This is a genomic window from Comamonas sp. FUJ_7 (genome assembly GCF_057369555.1).
The window spans coordinates 233,404-251,654 of the sequence record NZ_JBXXZI010000004.1; the positions used below are offsets into that span (position 1 = coordinate 233,404).

General features: G+C 61.6%; 13 protein-coding genes. 5 read left to right on the forward strand and 8 right to left on the reverse strand.

Features of this window, described 5'->3' with window-relative positions; genetic code table 11:
- Positions 1 to 115: 115 nt before the first annotated feature.
- Together AC2I9W_RS08225 and AC2I9W_RS08230 are read right to left on the reverse strand one after the other, a co-directional pair.
- Positions 116 to 3,040: an Hsp70 family protein gene (locus AC2I9W_RS08225; RefSeq protein ID WP_486409504.1), complete on the reverse strand. Its 2,925-nt coding sequence runs from the start codon at positions 3,038 to 3,040 to the stop codon at positions 116 to 118.
- 139 nt (positions 3,041 to 3,179) lie between these two features.
- Positions 3,180 to 4,280, reverse strand: a complete 1,101-nt coding sequence (locus tag AC2I9W_RS08230) for a calcium:cation antiporter (protein WP_486409505.1) — start codon at positions 4,278 to 4,280, stop codon at positions 3,180 to 3,182.
- 413 nt (positions 4,281 to 4,693) lie between these two features.
- Between AC2I9W_RS08230 and AC2I9W_RS08235 the strand changes: the two genes are divergently transcribed.
- The gene (locus tag AC2I9W_RS08235) at positions 4,694 to 5,725 is read left to right on the forward strand and encodes a porin (RefSeq protein WP_486409506.1); all 1,032 of its coding nucleotides are present in this window, start codon (positions 4,694 to 4,696) and stop codon (positions 5,723 to 5,725) included.
- Positions 5,726 to 5,971: 246 nt separating this feature from the next.
- Here AC2I9W_RS08235 and AC2I9W_RS08240 read toward each other — a convergent pair whose 3' ends face one another.
- Together AC2I9W_RS08240 and AC2I9W_RS08245 are read right to left on the reverse strand one after the other, a co-directional pair.
- The gene (locus AC2I9W_RS08240; protein ID WP_486409507.1) at positions 5,972 to 7,966 is read right to left on the reverse strand and encodes an Hsp70 family protein; all 1,995 of its coding nucleotides are present in this window, start codon (positions 7,964 to 7,966) and stop codon (positions 5,972 to 5,974) included.
- Positions 7,967 to 7,969: 3 nt separating this feature from the next.
- The gene (locus tag AC2I9W_RS08245) at positions 7,970 to 8,659 is read right to left on the reverse strand and encodes a DUF2760 domain-containing protein (protein WP_486409508.1); all 690 of its coding nucleotides are present in this window, start codon (positions 8,657 to 8,659) and stop codon (positions 7,970 to 7,972) included.
- 263 nt (positions 8,660 to 8,922) lie between these two features.
- Between AC2I9W_RS08245 and AC2I9W_RS08250 the strand changes: the two genes are divergently transcribed.
- From AC2I9W_RS08250 to AC2I9W_RS08260, 3 genes are all read left to right on the forward strand, one after another.
- Entirely contained in the window at positions 8,923 to 9,102 is a 180-nt protein-coding gene (locus tag AC2I9W_RS08250; RefSeq protein WP_158389299.1) for a hypothetical protein, read from the forward strand.
- Between the two features lie 146 nt (positions 9,103 to 9,248).
- On the forward strand, positions 9,249 to 10,124 hold the full coding sequence (locus AC2I9W_RS08255) for a hypothetical protein (RefSeq protein ID WP_486409509.1): 876 nt from the start codon (positions 9,249 to 9,251) through the stop codon (positions 10,122 to 10,124).
- 145 nt (positions 10,125 to 10,269) lie between these two features.
- Entirely contained in the window at positions 10,270 to 10,974 is a 705-nt protein-coding gene (locus AC2I9W_RS08260) for a riboflavin synthase subunit alpha (protein ID WP_486409510.1), read from the forward strand.
- Between the two features lie 116 nt (positions 10,975 to 11,090).
- Here the strand turns inward: AC2I9W_RS08260 and AC2I9W_RS08265 are convergent, their stop codons facing one another.
- From AC2I9W_RS08265 to AC2I9W_RS08280, 4 genes are all read right to left on the reverse strand, one after another.
- Entirely contained in the window at positions 11,091 to 12,899 is a 1,809-nt protein-coding gene (locus tag AC2I9W_RS08265) for a sensor histidine kinase (protein WP_486409511.1), read from the reverse strand.
- A gap of 214 nt (positions 12,900 to 13,113) precedes the next feature.
- The gene (locus tag AC2I9W_RS08270) at positions 13,114 to 15,609 is read right to left on the reverse strand and encodes a heavy metal translocating P-type ATPase (RefSeq protein WP_486409512.1); all 2,496 of its coding nucleotides are present in this window, start codon (positions 15,607 to 15,609) and stop codon (positions 13,114 to 13,116) included.
- Between the two features lie 129 nt (positions 15,610 to 15,738).
- Entirely contained in the window at positions 15,739 to 16,509 is a 771-nt protein-coding gene (locus tag AC2I9W_RS08275) for a class II aldolase/adducin family protein (RefSeq protein ID WP_486409513.1), read from the reverse strand.
- Entirely contained in the window at positions 16,491 to 17,372 is an 882-nt protein-coding gene (locus AC2I9W_RS08280; RefSeq protein WP_486409514.1) for a TauD/TfdA dioxygenase family protein, read from the reverse strand. The genes AC2I9W_RS08275 and AC2I9W_RS08280 overlap by 19 nt, the downstream gene beginning before the upstream one ends.
- Positions 17,373 to 17,542: 170 nt before the next feature.
- Here AC2I9W_RS08280 and AC2I9W_RS08285 point away from each other — a divergent pair, with 170 nt between their 5' ends.
- The gene (locus AC2I9W_RS08285) at positions 17,543 to 18,196 is read left to right on the forward strand and encodes a TetR/AcrR family transcriptional regulator (protein ID WP_486409515.1); all 654 of its coding nucleotides are present in this window, start codon (positions 17,543 to 17,545) and stop codon (positions 18,194 to 18,196) included.
- Positions 18,197 to 18,251 lie beyond the last annotated feature (55 nt).

Consider the following 18,251-nt stretch of genomic DNA (forward strand, 5'->3'; position numbering starts at 1 on the left):
TCCATGCAACAAATCATTCTTGCACCCCCTCAGCGACGGACTGGGGAGCACTCACTCTTTAGCCATCGTGTTTGGCAAGGTCTGCCTCCTGCAAATGCAGCGACCAGCGCTGGGGCTACAGCAGCACCAGGCCTGGCGGCAGGCTGTCGCCCAGGCTGCGCTTGTGGTCTTCGGCCTCCATCTGCACCACCTGCTCGACCATGGCCAGCCAGCGCTCGGGCGCACCGCTGGCGCGCATCTTCTGCAGCACCTGTGCGCGAACGGTATCGGGAAAATCACGCGCACGGTCGCCCGTCATGCGGGTCATTTGCACGGCAGCAAACATGGCGGTTTCGTTCTTGCGCCAGTCCTGCGTCAGCGTAGCATCGAGAAACTCCTGCGCAGCATCGGGCGGCATCACGAGATGTGCATTGGCCGCCAGCGACTGGCGTGCCGCCAGCCTGCCAATAGCCCACCAGGTCTGCACGGTTTCACCCTCACGCTTCAAGCGCTGCAGCATCCACTGCCCCATCTCCTGGCGGTACTGCCAGGGCACGGCCTCCATGGCCGCAAACAAGCGCAGCATGTCGTCATAACTGCCATGGCTGCTCTTGCCACCGCTGCGTGTGGTTTGCTGCACGGCTTTTTGCATGTGTCCGGCCACGTCTTCCAGCAACTCCATCTGCTGGGCCTCGTTCAGGCCCGCTGCCACACGGCGCCAGAAGACCCACCACTCCGTCCAGTTGGCAGCCTCCTTGCCATGGCCCAAGCCCTGGGCATACAGCGCCCAGACCTGATCCATGCGCCAGCCATCCAGCTCTGCGCCCACGCCAGGGCGCAGGCACCAGCCCGCCAGATTGAGCCACACGCGCTCATGCTCTGCCGTGCGGCGGCGGCGCTTGGCACGGGCCAGCAAGGCATCGAACAGCGCACGCAGCAAGCCCACATCCCAGGCATCGCGCGGGCCTATGGTCTTCTCCAGCGTCTGGCGCAACTGGCGCACCTCCTTGGGCGTCACCTCCCGGGCCTGGTTGCCGAAAATGCGATCTATCAAATCAATAGCTGCTTGCGCATGCTGTCCTTGACTTTGATATGGCTTTTTATCTGAAACTGTTTGCTGCTGATCGCTGGCAGCTATGGTTTCAAAATCAGCAGTGCTTTCTTTCGCCACGACACGCACGGCAAAAGGCAGCAGCCAGGATTGCGCCGCATCCTGCACAGCCACGCAGCGCACCTCCAGCGTGCCCACTTCGCTCATGCAGGCCTGCAACTGCACTTCGACCTGAGCCTGCCCTCCCGTCTGCACCTTGTCTTCTGGCGCGGGCAGTACGGTGGTCAACGGCGGCAGCTCCACCCAGCCATCGCCCGTCAATGGTGCAATCTGGCCTGCTTGCACCGGCAGATGGCTCTGGCTATTGGCCAGCAGATTGAATCGCACGGCCTGCCCCAGCTTGAGCGCAAAGCGCCGACCCGAGAGCACGATGCGCACGCCCTCTTCGGTGCCACGCGGCAGCAGGCAGATGCCTTGCGGAGCCTGGCCTTTTTTGCCGGGAAGCAGCAACCAGTAGCTGCGCGCCGAGCCGCCGCCAATGCGCGGCAATATGGTTTTGATAGCTGCTGGCGCTTTCTTCGCCTTATTCTGGAGCTGATTTGACTGTGATTCCGCCAGTTGCTGCTCGTCCAGTTGCCCAGCGATCTGTTCCGCCTGGTGGCGCGCCAGGCCATAAGCTGCTGCACCACGCGCCACGGCCCAGTCGGGGTGGGGGTTGTGCAGCACACGCACGGCACTGCCACGCCAGCGGCTGAGCAAATCCGTCAGTCGCTGGGCAATGGCGTGGGCATGAAACACACCGCCATTGAGTAACACCGTATCGGGCAGCGCGCCGTCGGCATGCAGACTCAGAAACTGCGCCAGATGGCGGCTGATGGCGGCATCGGCCGGGTAAGGCAGGCCAAAGCCGCGCAGCGCGCTCTGGCGTTTGATGGGGGTATCTGCCAAGGCGACATCTGGCAAAAAACCTTCCACCACCGTTTGCCTCACCTGCTCGCGGGTCAGCGTAGCGCTTTGGGTTGTGGCCAGCAGCTTGCTGCCGCTGCCCAGCAAAGTGATGCTGACCTGCTCGGGCGCATCCTGTGCCAGCAGCTGCTCCTTGGCGGCGCGGCAACGCTGCACCAACTGGGCAAAGCGCTGCGGGGGCAGTTTTTTGCCCTCGCCTGCAAAAGCCGGCTCGAGTTGATGGGCTAGCGCCAAATCCATGTTGTCGCCACCCAGCATCAGGTGCTCACCCACAGCGGTACGGGTCAGCGTTGGCATGCCACCCTCTGCAGCAGCATCCACACGAATCAAGGTCAGGTCAGTGGTGCCGCCGCCCACGTCCACCACCAGCACCAGTCGGCTTTGCGCCAGTTGCTCAGCCAGCGCATCGCCTTGCAGCAGCAGCCAGTCATGAAAAGCGGCCTTGGGCTCCTCGAGCAACTGCACGCCGGGCAGGCCAGCCAGTTGCGCGGCCTCCAGCGTCAGCGCACGCGCGCCTTCGTCGAACGAAGCAGGCACGGTCAGCACCACGCTTTGCTGGTGCAAAGGCGCGGCAGGATGTGCCTGGTCCCAGGCCTGCCTGACATGCGCCAGATACGAGGCCGATGCTGCCAATGGCGAGACCTTGGCCACATCCTCGCCCGCGCCCCAGGGCAGGATGGCCGCCGTGCGATCCACACCGGTGTGCGAGAGCCAGCTTTTGGCGCTGGCCACCAGTCGACCTGGCACAGCCACTCCCAGATCACGCGCCCAGCGGCCAATGACGGCGGGCGCCGCATCATCCGCCCCCTGAGGTGGCCAGGGCTGCTGCCAAGAATCGCCCAGCTCCCCTTGCGCCGCCTGATAACGCACCGAAGGCAGCAGGGGCTGGGACACCAGCTCTGCAGCGGTGCTGCGCTGGGCAATATCGAGCAGCGTAATGGCCGCCTGCTTTTCTCCATGCAAGGCTGCGCTGGCCACCACGGTATGGCTGGTACCAAGATCGATTCCAACGACAAAGGCTGAGGACGAAGAAGAGACGGTCATGAAAGCAGAAAAGCAAGGCGCGCAAAGGACTGAATCGTAACAACTGCTTGCATGACCGGGATTGGGCGAGCTCTAGCCCTTGCTCTGCCGGGAGGGATTGCCCTCGCAAGCCTTGCTGAGCTTCAGGCAGCGCCCTGCCTCAGGGCACAAAGCTGAAGAACAGGTACACCGCAAAAATCACCAAATGCACAATGCCAGGCTGCATGGTGGTATTGCCTGTGCGCAGTGTCAGCGCCACCACGAATAGCGACAGCATCAGCATGACGGTGGAGACCCCATCCAGCCCCAGCTGCAGCGGCCAGCCCATAAAGTTGGCCAGCAACGCGACCACAGGAATGGTCAGGCCAATGCTTGCAATCGCCGACCCTATGGCCAGATTGAGGCTGGCCTGCAGCCGGTTGGCCGAAGCATTGCGCATGGCGGCCCCAAACTCCGGCAGCAGCACAATCGCCGCAATGATGATGCCCAGCGTGACCGCAGGGGCTCCCCATCTGCCCAGCAAGCCCTCCAGCGTAGGCGAGATGCCCTTTGCACTGAGCACCACCGCCACCAGAGACAGCAGCAGCAAAGCCAGGCTGATCCAGGCTGTGCGTGCATCAGGCGGCAGGGCAACCGCTTCCTCATCCTTTTGACCAGGCTGCTTGACTGGCAAGAAATATTCTCGGTGCCCCATGGTCTGAAAAAAGGTGAATGCCACAAACAGCACCAAGGTCGCGACCGCCACAAAGCCTAGTTGAGTAGGGCTGTACGTGCCAGCCGCAGAGCTGCTGACATAGTTGGGCAGGATCATGGACAGCACAATGATCACGGTCATGGTGCACAAAGCATCCGTCATGCCTTCCACATGAAACTGCTGCACGTGTTTTTTGCGCCCGCCCACCACCAGGCACAGCCCGATGATGGCGTTCAGAATGATCATCACTGCCGCAAAAATCGTGTCCCGCGGCAAGGCCAGTGCATCTGCAGGATCGCCAGAGAGCATCATGGAGACAATCAGCGCCGCCTCAATCGTCGTGACGGCCAGCGCCAGCACCAGGGTTCCAAAAGCCTCTCCCACCTTGAGCGCAATCACCTCCGCATGGTGAACGGCGGCAACCACGCCCCCCAGCAGACCCACGCACAGCAGCACCACCACGCCCGGCATGCCCGGGGCAAGCACATAAAGCAGCAGAAATGCCCAGCTGATCAGGGGCACGGCCCAGGTCCACAGCGGGTTATGGGAAGAGTTCTCTGAAGCCATGCTTGATCCTTAGTGAAAAAAATGAGCGCTCTCGAAAAACACCCTCTGCAGAAATGCGTCTCGCCTCTTTCGCCACACCCAAGGCAAGGCTTCAGGCCATCCGTTTACAGCACAGCCCTCATGAACGAGGGCAAGGAGCTCTGCATCCAGCGCTGAATACGCATTCTGGTGACAGCCTCTGCAGGCCAACTCTTTTCAACTGTCATCCTCTCCCGGCTACAGCTGTCAGCCAACGGGCGGTTCGCTTTGGTCGGTCGATGCATCTGGGCTGCTTTAAGGCATGGACCCGCAAGCTTCCGCCCTCGCTAACGCGGACGCCAAATCGGTGCATGAGTGCTGGCACGAGATTTGCCTTGTTACAGGTGCGCAAAGTCGCGCAAGTTTCATAGCAACGTCCGAAAGCCAGTCGCCACATGCCTGTAAAAACAACAACGCTAGCTCGCACTCTTCTTGTCATTCTGGGCTCTGCCCTCGCCTCTGCAGCGCTCGCGCAAAGCAGCGTGCAAATCTATGGCCGCATCAACACTTCTGCCGAGCACCAGAAGGTCGGCAGCAACAGCCTCACGGGGCTTTTCAACAACAACTCGCGCTTTGGTTTTGTGGGCAGCGAAGATCTGGGTGCCGGCCTCAAGGCTGGCTTTCAATTGGAGTCGGGCTTTGATTCCGACACCGGCGCAGGCACCGGCAGCAGCGGCGCACTGGCCTTTCAGCGCCAGAGCGAAGTGAACCTCTCCGGTCACTGGGGCAAGCTGCGCGTGGGCCGCTTTGGTGCGGCGACCTATTTCGGCATTGCCGACTATGGTGCGCTGGACGAACCCAATCACGACACGGGCTCCATCGCCGATGCGCTGTACGACTATGTCATGCGCAACACCAACAAGGTCGGCTACCGCAGCCCCATCATGGGCGGGCTGACGGTGGAGGCCCAGGCCTCGCTGCACGAAAAAGCCGCTGGCGCGGTGCAGAAAAATGGCTACGACCTCTATGCCAACTGGGAACGCGGCCCGCTGGCTCTGGGCGCTGGCTATACCCAGCTGGGTGACGACAAGCAATTCGGCCTACGCGGCCACTACCGCTGGAGCGCGCTGCAAATCGGCGCCTACTACCAGCGCTCTGACAACGGCTCTGGCTCCATGTGCAGCCATGCAGGCGCAGGCTGCGGCACCCGCGATGCGGCCCGCGTAACGGCGGCATATCGGGTTGGTGCTTCAGAAGTTGCGCTCGGCTATGGCTGGGCCAGCCGCTGGAGCCATGTGCCCGGCAGCGGCGCACGCCAGTGGATTCTTGGCTACAACCACCACCTGAGCCAACGCAGCAAGCTGTACGCGGCCTACACCCATATCGACAACGGAAGCGGTGTGGCCTATGGCTACAACTTCAAGGGCGGCGTGGGCTACGGACAGAACGCCAGCAGCTTCAGCGTGGGCCTGCGCCACGCGTTCTAGGCCATTTCAGTCCAATTGCAGTGATGGGCGCGCACCATGTTCTGGTGGGAGTGGTGTGCGCGACCTCTTCGCAAAAATTCTTCACAAAAAGATGAGCTACTTGGGCTTCATAGATAAGCGCCAGAGCAGTATTTGACTAATGGCTTGGTGATAACTCAAGCAGCAGAGACACCACAAACGTCCAAACAAAAAAGCCTGCCAACCGGTCGGTCAGCAGGCTTCTCAAGCCAAAGCGTGAAGCAGACTTTACGCGTCTGCTGCAGTCTCCGCCCGCACATCCAGCTCCACCTTCCAGCGCTCGTTGCCGCCCACTGGAATAGCGTTGAGTTCCAGCGTGCCGATATCAGTCACGCGCGCAGCCAATGTCACCGGCACCACCTCGCCAGCGGCACGGCCTTCGGCGGGCAAGTTGAGTTCAATCTCTTGCAACTCGATCAGCTCTTCCGCGCCCCAGAAGTCCAGCATGGTGCCGACGGTATCGGCGCGGCGCACGCTGGAGCCGAAGAAGCGCAGGCGCACAGGCTCGCCCACGACCAAGCCAAATTCTTCATCGGGCAGCGCCACTTCGGTGCCTTCTTCCATGCCAAACGGGGCCAGGCACAGGGCGGAGATGGGCGGCTCCATGCCGGGGATGGCGGGCATGTTGCTCTCCACACCCACGTAGTAGCTCTGCGCCGTACCGCCGCGGATGCGTACGCCGCGGCCGCTGGTGGCGATGTGGCCGTAGTAAGCCGCGCCGCGGGCCACGGCCAGGTCGAGATTGGCACCGACCAGCAGGCGGGCGGGCTCGCAGGCCTCTTCGTCCAGCCAGCCGTTGATGACTTCCAGAATGCGCTGCTCAATCTGCGAAGCCTTGAGCACACCGCCATTGAACAGAATGGCCGTGGGGTGCAAGAAGGTGGAGCCTTCCACCTGGTCACCGTTCAGACCATCGATCTCAGCCAATGCATTGACTTGGCGGGAAAGGAATGCCGCCAGGTGCCGCGTGACCGCAGCATCTTGCGCATAGGGCAGGCCCAGTTGCGTGAGCGCACCACGGGCCCGGGTTTTGGGCTTGTCGCTGACGGCCACCTTGGGGAAGAAGCCTTCGACCAGCATGGCCAGCACTTCATCGCGTGTGACTTCGGTACGGATGCTTCCGCCGATCAGCTTGCTGCCCCGGCTGGGCACGACCACGGGCACGGATTGCAGCGAGCTATCCGCCAGCAACTGCTCCTTGGCGGCGCGGCAGCCGTGCGACAGGGCACGGGTTTGCCAGGCATCCAGCTGCTTGCCCTCGGCGGCCAGCTTGCGGGCCACGCCATAGGCCAGCGCCAAATCCATGTTGTCGCCGCCCAGCAAGATGTGCTCGCCCACGGCAATGCGTTGCAGCTCCAGATTGCCTTCGCGCTCTAGCACGGCGATCAGCGAGAGGTCGGTGGTGCCACCGCCCACGTCCACCACGAGGATGATGTCGCCATGCTTGACCTGCTTGCGCCAGTTGCCGCCGCTGGCCTGAATCCAGCTGTACAGCGCGGCTTGTGGCTCTTCCAGCAAGGTCAGATTGTCAAAGCCGGCAGCGCGGCAGGCCTCGGCTGTCAGCTCGCGTGCAGCGGGGTCAAACGATGCAGGGATGGTGACGGTAATGTCCTGCTGGGCAAACGGTGCTTCAGGATGCTGCTGCTCCCAGGCCCAGCGCAGGTGCTCCAGATAGCGGATGGAGGCCGTGAGCGGCGAAATACGGCTGACTTCCTCGGGCGCATCGGCGGGCAGAATTCCTGCACGGCGGTCCACGCCGGGGTGGCACAACCAGCTCTTGGCGCTGCTCACCAGTCGGATGGGCGTGGCAGCACCACGTGTGCGGGCAAATTCACCGGTGATGAAATCGGTGGCGGCCTTGCCGGGCAGAGTGCGCTCGGCTTCGGTCAATTCGCTTTCATGCGGCAGGTACAAAAACGAAGGCAGCAGCGGCAGGGCTTGCACGCTGGCAGGGGCTGTAATCTGGGGAACTTCCAGCACGCCTTGCACGACTTTTTCGCCATCGCTGGCGCTCTTGTTGACAAAGGACAATGCGCAGTGCGTGGTGCCCAGGTCAATACCAATACTGTACTTGGCAGCGGTTGACTTCAGATCATTTTGACCTGTAGCGCTTTCTGGTTGCGCACCAGCAGCTGCAGAATCAGGAGTGGATGCAGCGGTATTAGCGGCGGTATCAGCAGTATTGGCCGTGCCGGATGCGGCAATGGAGGCAAACATATTCATGGCTTACAGCTCCACTTCGGCTTGCGCAATGACCTGGGCGGCCTTGCTGTCGGTCAACTGGGGCAGCTTGACTTCCGTGGCTTGCCAGCCGCGATGACCCAACGTGCCGGTGAACGGGGCCTGGCCCACCACATTGCCGGTCAGGCGCACGGCAGCGGCATCAAAACCCTCTTGCAAGGTGATGCGCGAGCCTTCGGCTTCGGTGCGCACAGGGGCAATGGTGAAGTTATCGCGCAGCACCTTGCGGCAGCCTTCGTGCACCACGCGGGCGGCGGCTCCGATTTCGGCATCGGTGTAGGGAGCCACATCTTCCTGGATGAAATCCACAAAGCGCGCTTCGCGCTGCATCAGGCCCAGCAGTTGCAAGGCAGCGGCGTTGTTGGTGACTTCGACGGTTTTCTCAACCAGCTTTTCAACCACTTTTTCAACGGGAACCTCAACGCGCTTTTCGACCGTTTTTTCGACGATTTTTTCCACGGGCACTTCCACGCGGACTTCGACGATCTTCTCAACCGGCACTTCCACGCGCACTTCCTTGGGGGGCACATCGGCGGCAAAGGCTTCACCTGCACGCACACGGCTCACATCGGCGGCCAGACGGCCATTGCCCAGAATGGCAAAAAAGCTGCCGATCGCAATGGCAATGCGGCTCAGGAACGAAGGAGGGGTGGATGGTGGGGTGTTTTGAGTCATGACTTGTCTCAAGACCGCAGGCCGGGGCATCCGGGCCTGGGGCTGCAATTTCAGGGCATGGCACTGCGCATACAACAGTCTTGTTTCCAGCTTGTGTCCAGAAAATGCGCGCGCCCGCAAGGGTGCCGATGTTACCCAATGCATGGATGTCTTGCGCGACACACGGAAACCCCTCAGCCGGCCGTAACACGCATCGCATACCTGTACGCAAGACTGCAAAAAAGGCCTGAAGGCATAATTGAGGCCAAATTTTCACCCTGTCCATGGCCTGTCTGCACCTGTCCACCACCGCCCGCTTGCGCCGCTTTGCCCTCGTTGCAGAGCTGCCTGCGCGTGCCCGTGCGCTGCGTGCCTTGCACACCTGCCGCCATGGCATTCCTACCGCGTTCGTGAGCCTGAGCGGTGTCACGGCCATGCTTTCCGCCGCCGTGCGGATGGCTTGAAGCACACAGCTCACATCCTCCGCACGGCCTTCCCACACAGCACAAACCCAGGTGCACGGGAGAGGTACGTTCACGGCCGCCAAGGCCATGCTTGAGTACGACCCGGCACGCATCGCACTGCTTAACGGACGACTCGGAGCTCAGCCATGGACATGGAACTCACTCAAAATTTTTTGCGCGGTAAAAACCCTTGCGCTATGGGGTATCGCTGGTTTGTGCGCAACAACCTGGCGGGCGGTGACTATCAGGCCGCCATGGACACCCAGGTCGCTGCTGGCCGCGTGGAAGATGCCCGCTGGCTGCTGGAGAACTTTGGCTCCACCCACAGCGTGCTGGAGCTGGAGCACCTGGAGGCCGAAAACTTCGTCTACGCAGGCACGCTGATCGTGCACGGCGATGTACGAGTGTCCGGCCAGTTGCTGGTGGGACGCAGCCTGCAGGCCGGTGGTGGCATACGCGCAGGCAAGCTGGAGGTGGGCGAGGACATTCAATGCGGCGGTGCCATCTTCTGCGACGAGCTGCTCAAGGCCGGTGGCAATATCAAAGCCGCCTGGAGCATCGAGGTGCAAGGTGACATTCGCGCCGAAGACCTGCGCGCCGGCTGGGAGCTGATGTGCACAGGCGATGTGGACCTCAAGGGCAATGGCCAGATTGACCGTGAAGTCGATGTGCAAGGCGCTTTGCGCTGTGCCAAGGGCTTGCGCTCGGGCAGCAAGCTGCAAGTGCAAGGCTTGCTGGATGTAGGCCACGGCATTGCCTGCAACGACCATATCGAGTGCGGCAACCATATTCAGGCTGGCTGGGGTATCAAGGCCCTGGGCGATATTCGCGCAGCCTGCAGCATTCGCGTAGGCGAGACCTTGCAGGCCGAAGGCGAGATTGCCGCCGGTTCCGGCTACGGCGTATTTGCCGGCATGAATGTGCAGATGGAAGCCTGGCCCGACTGCGCCTGGGTGCGGGCACTGAAAAAGCCACAAAGCCTGATCAGCGGATGGTGGGAAAACGCTGCGCTCACCCCCTGAGCCGCTGCGCGGCTCTTGCTCGGTGTCTCTGAGGAAGAGCCCACACAAACACACCCGTCACGACATCCCTGCAACACAGGCAAAATAGCCGTTTTGGCCCCTGGTCTGCGCCTGGCGCGGGCCTGTTGATAAGAGAGTCTGCCCCGTGTTTACCGGCATCATTCAGGCCGTGGCAACCATTGCCGCGCTGCGCGACCAGGACGGTCTGCGCACCTTCACCATGGAATTCCCCGAAGGCTTTTGCCAGGATCTGGCCATTGGCGCCAGCGTCTCGCACGATGGTGTGTGCCTGACGGTGACGGAAAACCTGTCCCCCACCAGTGCCACCTTCGATGTGATGCAGCAAAGCCTGAACATCACCACGCTGGGCAGTTACCAGGTGGGTGATGCCATCAATGTGGAGCGCGCAGCCAAGGATGGAGCCGAGATTGGCGGCCACCCGCTGTCGGGCCACGTGGACTTCACCGCGCCGCTGCTGGAGATTGTGAAGACCGACACCAACCACAAGATCCGCTTTGGCATCCCCGAAGCGTTTCGCCCCTATGTGTTTGCCAAGGGCTATATCGCCGTTAACGGTGCCAGCCTGACAGTGGCCGAGGTGAATCGCAAAGAAGGCTGGTTCGAGGTCTGGCTGATTCCCGAGACCTTGCGCATGACGGTATTCGGCAGCAAGAAAGTGGGCGACATGGTGAATATCGAGATCGAGCGCAGCACCCAGGTGGTGGTCGATACCGTGCGCGAGACGGTGGAAGCCAGCCTGGGCCGTTTGAAGCCCGTGCTGGAAGCCTTGCTCAAAGAAAAAGGCCTGAGCCTTGATGATTTTATGGACGTGCCGCCCAGCATCCAATAAGCAAGCTTTTAAAGATATTGATAGCTAAAGGCGCTTACTCAGCGCCTTTTTTCATATCAAATTTGCTTCAAAACCATATATTGAAAGCGGATGAAGCTCGCACATTCATAGCGCCTTCACTCAGCTTCTGCAGCGGCCGTCAAAATCTTGAGCTGTGCTGTCAGCTGCGTGCTGCCGGGCTGCGACTGCACCTGCAAAGTACCGCCCACACGCTCCACCCGGGTCTGCATGCTGCGCATGCCCACGCTAAGCCTTGCCTGCTGCACCGCTCCCCAGTCGAAGCCCACGCCGTCATCGTGCACGCTCAAAACCCAGGTGTGCACATCCGGCTGCGTGCAGGTCACCGCCACCTGCTGCGCACGCGCATGCTTGATGACATTGGTCAGCGCCTCTTCCAGAAAGCGCAGCATGCCCAGACACTGCAGCGCCGAGGGGGTGGTTTTCCATTCTTCGTCCACCAGCCACTGCGCATGCACACCCAGCTCGTCAAACACATGGGTAAAACGATGACGCAGCGGTGCCAGCCAGCGCCTGGGAGTTTCCGGCGCGGCTGCACCACTGCTGGAGCCAGAGTCAATCACCTGACGCAAATCGTCGCGCAGCGACTTGAGCAGCGACATCACGCGGTCATTGCTCAGCTGCTGAGGCGCCTGCTCCACCAGCGCCATGGAGCGCACCAGACTGCCGCCCAGCCCGTCATGCAGGTCGTGCGCCAGTTGCACGCGCTCCTGCAGCTTGGCATTTTGCAAGTCTCTCGCGTGCTGCAATTCCAGCACCTCAGCCAGCTCGGCTCTGGCTTGCGCCACATGTTCGGTCAGCTCGGCATTGAAGCCATCCACGCGGCGCATATGACCGGCAACCTGCCAGCCCAGCAGCACCGCCAGCACCAGCATGTTCAGCGGCCAGCTGAAGTAAGACCAGGTCTGGTCGTTATTCCAGTGCTGCAGCGCCACCACGATGTCGTGGATTGCCACCACCACCATCACGGCACAGGCCGCAGCCAGCAGCAAGTGCTGAGGCTTGCGCGTGCGCAGGGCGCGATAGATGGCATACAGACAGCCGGCATTGAACATCACAACACCCCAGACCAGTCCCAGATCGCTCATCTGCCGCGAAACGCTTTCGCTCATCACCATGGCCACAACCCACAGCCCCAGCCCGCCCCAGATCACACGCTCCAGGGCGATGCGGTGCTGCTCATGAAAGCGCAGAACAAAGATCAAAAAACAATGCCCATAAAGCATGAAGAAAAGCAGGTTCAGCAACGCAAAGACCTCGCTGCCAATCCCCGGCCAGGGCTTCAGGCTGAGAATCACGGACAGATACAAAGTCCAGAAAACCTGCATCAGCCCCATCCAGAGGTAGATTTTTTCGCTGCGCCGCCACAGCCATACCACCAGCGCTATGCAGGCAATGGTCAAAGACAGACTGGCGGTGATGACATAGCTGGTGCGCTGACGCCATTCGCGAGCCGCATAGTCTTCCTGAATGGCGGCCATGTCTCCCAGTTCCACATAGCCCACCCCTTTGAACGCTGCTTGCGCCGCCACCACTCGCACCCAGACGGTCTGCACATCGCCAGCGGCCTTGATCGATACCGGCCACCAGCGCGGCATATTCCAGCTGCGCGAGAAGGGTTCGACCAAAGACTGGTCACTCCACAGCAGTTCATCATTCCAGTACACCGTGCCAGCCAGGCGAATGCCGGAGATGGCCAGCGCCAGATTGCCCGGCCCAGCTGCGCCCTGCTGCGTGCAGCTCAGCCTCCAGTCCAGCCGGTACCAGACAGCCCCCTGCCAGCCGGGCCATGAGGCTGAAGAGCTGTGCGGAATCGTCACTGGCTCCCAGCCTTGCGCGGGGCGCTGCCCCTCGTTGACCTCCTTCGCCCCCCAGCTGCCCAGCAACTGCGGCGCACACGGGTTCATGCTCGCACCAGATGCATTGGCATACGGAGTTCCACCGAGCAGAAGTGCGAACACCATCAAAAAACGCAGCAGCCAGGGATGAAGAACAGGGAGCATGAAACACCACACCGAAGAAAAAGGCACCTCCAAATGGAGGTGCCTGCACTATTGTGGCTCAGTCAAATTAAGTAGAGCCTGCTCACAGGCTTATCTGGGGCAGCTGCAATCAAGCCCATTACAGCGGCGCCTTGAAGCGCTTGAGGCGCAGTGCATTCGACAGCACAAACACGCTGGACAGTGCCATGGCACCAGCCGCAAACACGGGCGACAGCAACATGCCGTTGAACGGGTACAGCAGGCCCGCCGCCACCGGAATCAGCGCCACGTTGTAGGCAAAGGCCCAGAACAGGTTTTCGCCAATGTTCTTCATCGTGGCCTTGGACAGCGCAATCGCATTGGGCACGCCAGAGAGGTCGCCCGACATCAGCACCACATCAGCGGCCTCAATCGCAATGTCGGTGCCGGTGCCAATGGCAATGCCCACATCGGCCTCGGCCAGCGCGGGCGCATCGTTGATGCCGTCGCCCACATAGGCCAATGTGCCGTGCTCGGCCTTGAGGCGCTGCACTGCCTCCACCTTGCCGCCGGGCAACACCTCGGCCACCACCTCGTCAATGCCCAGTTGCTTGGCAATGGCTTCGGCCGTGTGGCGGTTGTCGCCGGTAATCATGGCCACCTTCAGGCCCAGCGCATGCAGCGCTTCAATCGCTGGCCGTGTCGTGTCCTTGATGGGGTCCGCCACGGCAATCATGGCCGCCAGCTGGCCGTCAATCGCGGCATACAGCGGTGTCTTGCCTTCGCTGCCCAGGCGCTGGGCCTCGGCGGCAAAGTGATTCACATCCAGCCCCAGCTCGCGCATGAAGCGGTCGGCACCAATCTCTACCTTTGAACCATCCACCACAGCGCGCACGCCAAAGCCGGTGACGGATTCAAAGTCGCTGATGGCGGGAATCTGCAGGCCTTCGGCTTTGGCCGCATCGACGATGGCGCGGGCAATCGGGTGCTCGCTGCGGTCTTCCACCGCAGCCACCTGCGCCAGCACTTGTGCACGCTCAAAAGCATGACCCAGCACCAGATCCGTCAGCTCGGGGCGGCCTTTGGTCAAGGTGCCGGTCTTGTCCACGGCCACCACCTTGGCGTCTTTGAGCTGCTGCAAGGCCTCGCCCTTGCGCAGCAGCACACCCATTTGCGCAGCGCGGCCCGTGCCTACCATGATGGAGGTGGGCGTAGCCAGACCCATGGCGCAAGGGCAGGCAATGATGAGTACGGCCACGGCGTTGACCAGCGCAAAGCTCAACGCGGGCTCTGGCCCCCAGATCAGCCAGACGCCAAAGGTCAGCAGGGCCGCAGCCATGACGACCGGAACAAACCACATGGTGATCTTGTCCACCAGCGCCTGTATTGGCAGCTTGCTGCCCTGCGCCTGCTCCACCATGCGGATGATCTGGGCCAGCAGCGTATCGGCCCCCACCTTGGTGGCCTTGAAGGCCAGCGCGCCACTCTGGTTGACGGTGCCGCCCACCACTTCAGCACCCGCGGTTTTTTCAACCGGCACGGGCTCGCCGCTGATCATGGATTCATCGACAAAGCTCTGGCCTTCGATGACCTCGCCATCGACGGGAATACGCTCGCCAGGGCGCACTTCAATCACATCACCGGCACGCACCTGGGCAATGTCGATTTCCAGCACCGCGCCATCTCGGCGCACGCGGGCCGTCTTGGCCTGCAGCTGAACCAGACGGCGTATCGCCTCTGAGGTGTTGCCCTTGGCGCGTGCTTCCAGAAAGCGGCCCAGCAAGATCAGCGCCACGATGACGGCTGCCGCCTCGTAGTACACATTGACCGTGCCTGCGGGCAAGAGAGACGGTAAAAAGGTGGCTACCACCGAATAGGCAAAGGCTGCCGAGGTGCCGACAGCCACCAGCGAGTTCATATCGGGTGCACCGCGCAGCAAGGCCGGAACGCCTTTTTCAAAGAAGCGGCGGCCCGGGCCAAACAGCACCAACGCTGTCAGCACAAACTGGATGTACCAGCTGTTTTGCGTACCAATGCTGCCCGCGATCCAGTGGTGGAACGCAGGCACCATATGACCCCCCATTTCCAGAATGAACACGGGCAGCGCCAGGACTGTGGCGATGAGGAGAGAGCGCTTGAGCGCTTCACGCTCTGCAGCCTGGCGCTGGGCCGTGGCATCCTCGCCCGTCGCAGCTGCACCCTGCACCACTGGCTGCGCTTCGTAGCCGGCTTTTTCAATCGCCGCAATCAGGCTGGCCACATCCGTGCCGCCCTGAAGTTGCACGCTGGCACGCTCGGTGGCCAGATTGACCACTGCGCTTTGCACGCCAGGCACCTTCTTGAGCGCACGCTCCACACGCCCCACGCAAGATGCGCAAGTCATGCCATCGACCCGCAAATCCACGCTTTGCACGGGCACGGCATAACCGGCTTTTTCAATCGCGGCCACGGCCTGCGGCAGGATGGTCGCGGCCTGCGCCGGGTCATCCACCGTCAGGCTGGCTTTCTCGGTTGCCAGATTGACCGCCGCATCCTGCACACCGGGCACTTTCTTGAGCACGCGCTCTACCCGGCCTACGCAGGATGCACAAGTCATTCCTTCCACCGACAGCTCAAAGCTGCCGTTCTTGATACCGGGCTGCCTCAGTGCATTCATACGATCTCCATTCACAATGAATGCCACTGTAGAGATTGACATCATGTCAATGTCAACCGCCTTGGTTTAGCCCTTCAGCACAAGGGCCAAAACAAGGCCAAGCCCTTGACTGGCTTGCACGGATCGCTATCAATCCAGCACAGAAGGATCGCGGCGAATTTCTTCGCGGCACATGGCTTCCCACAGGAAAGGAAAGCCATTGAGGTCGGTACGAGCGCCTGTCGCCTGAATCACGGCTTCGCTCAAGGGGTTGCCGCCACCCAGCGCCTGCACGCGCCAGGCCAGGCGGCAGCGCCACTCCAGCGTAATGGCACGCAGATGTGCCTGACGGATGCTCTCACCCACCACCACCGCGCCGTGATTGGCCAGCAGCGCCCATTTGCTCTGCCCCAGCGCATTGGCCACGGCATTGCCCAGCTCGCGCTGCTCCACCGTTCCGCGGTACTCGTCATAGACCACTGGGTCGGTGTCGACCAGGGCCGAGGTCTGGTCATACACGGGCGGTACCTTGCCGGTGGCAGACCAGACAGAGGCCCACTCGGGGTGGTTGTGAATCACCACGCGCACATCGTGGCGCTTGTTGTGCACGTCGATATGCAGCTGAATGGCTGGGGTGATATTCCACTCGCCGTCGAGAACCTTGCCATTGGCATCGAGCTGCAGGATGTCGGATGCGGTCAGCTCGCTCCAGGTCAGCTCCCATGGATTGGCGAGATAAGTGCCATCGTCAAGCCTCAGCGTGATGTGGCCAGCAATATGGTCGTTATAGCCTTCGCGCGACAGCACGCGGCATAGCAGCGCGACCTGCTGGCGCTCATTCAGTGCAGGCAGCAAGGGCCTGCGGCCGGGGCGCGAGGCGTACTGGACCAGCAGGACCTGATTCAAACCGTCGTGGCGCATGCGGCCTCCTTGTTGCCTTGTTGGGTTGTGACTTCTGTCTGGCGTGCAAACACCGATGCGCGGTGCATGCGGCGCTGGTGCGGGGCGTAATCCATGATGGCGTTATGCACCACACTGCGGTTGTCCCAGAGCACCATGTCGCCCAAGGTCCAGCGGTGCTTGAACAGAAATTCAACCTGCATGCAGTGCGCATGCAGATAGGCCAGAATCGCGCGGCTTTCGGCCTGCGGCAGGCCGTCGATATGCGTGACATAAGTGGGACTGATGTACAGCGCCTTGCGGCCCGTGACCGGGTGCTGGCGCACCACCGGGTGCAGATGACGACGGTTTTGCGACACCACCTCCACATAGCGCTCATGCGTGACGATGCCATGCTGCAGAGCCGCCGTCATGGGCTTATTCATGTCATGCCAGGCACTCAGGCCATCGAGGTACTGCTTCATGCGCGGCGACAGCGCATCGTAGGCACTGGTCATGCTGATCCAGCAGGTATCGCCACCCGTGGGCGGCAAGATCTGCGCATGGGTCATGGTGACTATGGGCGGGCTGGGCAGAAAGCTCTCGTCGTGGTGCCACATATCGGCACGGTCGCCCAGCTTGGAGTCGATCACTGTGATCTGCTCGTGACCCTCCCCCAGATTGGGGTAGTAGGTATGCACCTCGGGTTCGCCAAAATGGCGGGCAATGGCCAGATGCTGATCGGGCTTCATGTCGGGCACATGCAGCACCAGCGCCTCATGCTGCACCAGTGCGGCCTCGATGGCCTTGAGCGTCTGCGCGGACAGCTGACCGCTCAGGTCTAGCTGCGATGCCTCTGCGCCTATGCGCGGCCCCAGCGGGCGAATCGTCAATGAACTTGGCATGATGATGCTTGTCTCCTTGGTCTTTGATCTCTTGTGCGGACAGCCCAGTCTAGGCAGCCAGAGGCGCTTTTTCCACTCGCATTCCGCGCCCGCAAAGAAGCACTCAAGTCATTGAAAGACAAAGAAAAATAACGACCGCCCCTCCACTCAAAAAACAGGACTTGCATTTCATGGATTCGACGCCAGCGCAGCGCCCCAAAGATCTTCTGCCCCAGCCCCGCAAGCAGCCCACACAGGCCCGCTCCAAAGCGCTGGTTGATGCCGTGGCACAGGCCTGCCTGCGCATTCTTGAAAAAGAGGGTGAAGATGCACTGACCGTGAACCGCATTGCCGAGGTATCGGGCGCAACCGTGGGATCGATCTACCAGTACTTTCCCAACAAGGAGGCCATGATTGCCGCCGTGTATGAGCGTCTTCTCGATCAGGAGTCCGAGCAGCTGTTTGCCATGCGCGAGCAACTGCAGGGCTTATCGCTGGAGGCGCTGCTGCGGCGGGTGTTTGCCAACATGATCCGGGTGGAGCAGCGGCTGCATGGCCTCAGCAGCGCCTTTCATGCGCGCTACCGCTCGGCCCTGCACCTGGGCCTGTGGCATGCGCCGCAGGCCAGCCGGCAGGCCTTCATCAACACCACCTGGCTGCCGCTGCTGCAGATGCATGGCTCAGAAGTGCAGACCGACAATCCGCAACTGGCCGCCTACCTGATGGGACAGGGCCTGCGCGAGATCATTCACAGCGCCGTGCACGATGTGCCTGAGCAGGCCCAGTCGCCCCAGTTTCTGGATGCGCTGGTGGCCATGGCCATGAGCTGCGTGGGCAAACGCTGAAACAAAAAAGCGCGACAACGTGGTCGCGCTTTGGGTAGGCAGAAGCCAGAAACGC

What these genes read in the sequence shown, in the direction of transcription:
- AC2I9W_RS08285 (WP_486409515.1), top strand. Translation starts at nt 17,543, where the DNA reads ATGGATTCGACGCCAGCGCAGCGCCCCAAAGATCTTCTGCCCCAGCCC.
- AC2I9W_RS08280 (WP_486409514.1), bottom strand. Translation starts at nt 17,372, where the DNA reads ATGCCAAGTTCATTGACGATTCGCCCGCTGGGGCCGCGCATAGGCGCA.
- AC2I9W_RS08250 (WP_158389299.1), top strand. Translation starts at nt 8,923, where the DNA reads ATGGCCTGTCTGCACCTGTCCACCACCGCCCGCTTGCGCCGCTTTGCC.
- AC2I9W_RS08270 (WP_486409512.1), bottom strand. Translation starts at nt 15,609, where the DNA reads ATGAATGCACTGAGGCAGCCCGGTATCAAGAACGGCAGCTTTGAGCTG.
- AC2I9W_RS08225 (WP_486409504.1), bottom strand. Translation starts at nt 3,040, where the DNA reads ATGACCGTCTCTTCTTCGTCCTCAGCCTTTGTCGTTGGAATCGATCTT.
- AC2I9W_RS08255 (WP_486409509.1), top strand. Translation starts at nt 9,249, where the DNA reads ATGGACATGGAACTCACTCAAAATTTTTTGCGCGGTAAAAACCCTTGC.
- AC2I9W_RS08245 (WP_486409508.1), bottom strand. Translation starts at nt 8,659, where the DNA reads ATGACTCAAAACACCCCACCATCCACCCCTCCTTCGTTCCTGAGCCGC.
- AC2I9W_RS08240 (WP_486409507.1), bottom strand. Translation starts at nt 7,966, where the DNA reads ATGAATATGTTTGCCTCCATTGCCGCATCCGGCACGGCCAATACTGCT.
- AC2I9W_RS08235 (WP_486409506.1), top strand. Translation starts at nt 4,694, where the DNA reads ATGCCTGTAAAAACAACAACGCTAGCTCGCACTCTTCTTGTCATTCTG.
- AC2I9W_RS08265 (WP_486409511.1), bottom strand. Translation starts at nt 12,899, where the DNA reads ATGAACCCGTGTGCGCCGCAGTTGCTGGGCAGCTGGGGGGCGAAGGAG.
- AC2I9W_RS08275 (WP_486409513.1), bottom strand. Translation starts at nt 16,509, where the DNA reads ATGCGCCACGACGGTTTGAATCAGGTCCTGCTGGTCCAGTACGCCTCG.
- AC2I9W_RS08230 (WP_486409505.1), bottom strand. Translation starts at nt 4,280, where the DNA reads ATGGCTTCAGAGAACTCTTCCCATAACCCGCTGTGGACCTGGGCCGTG.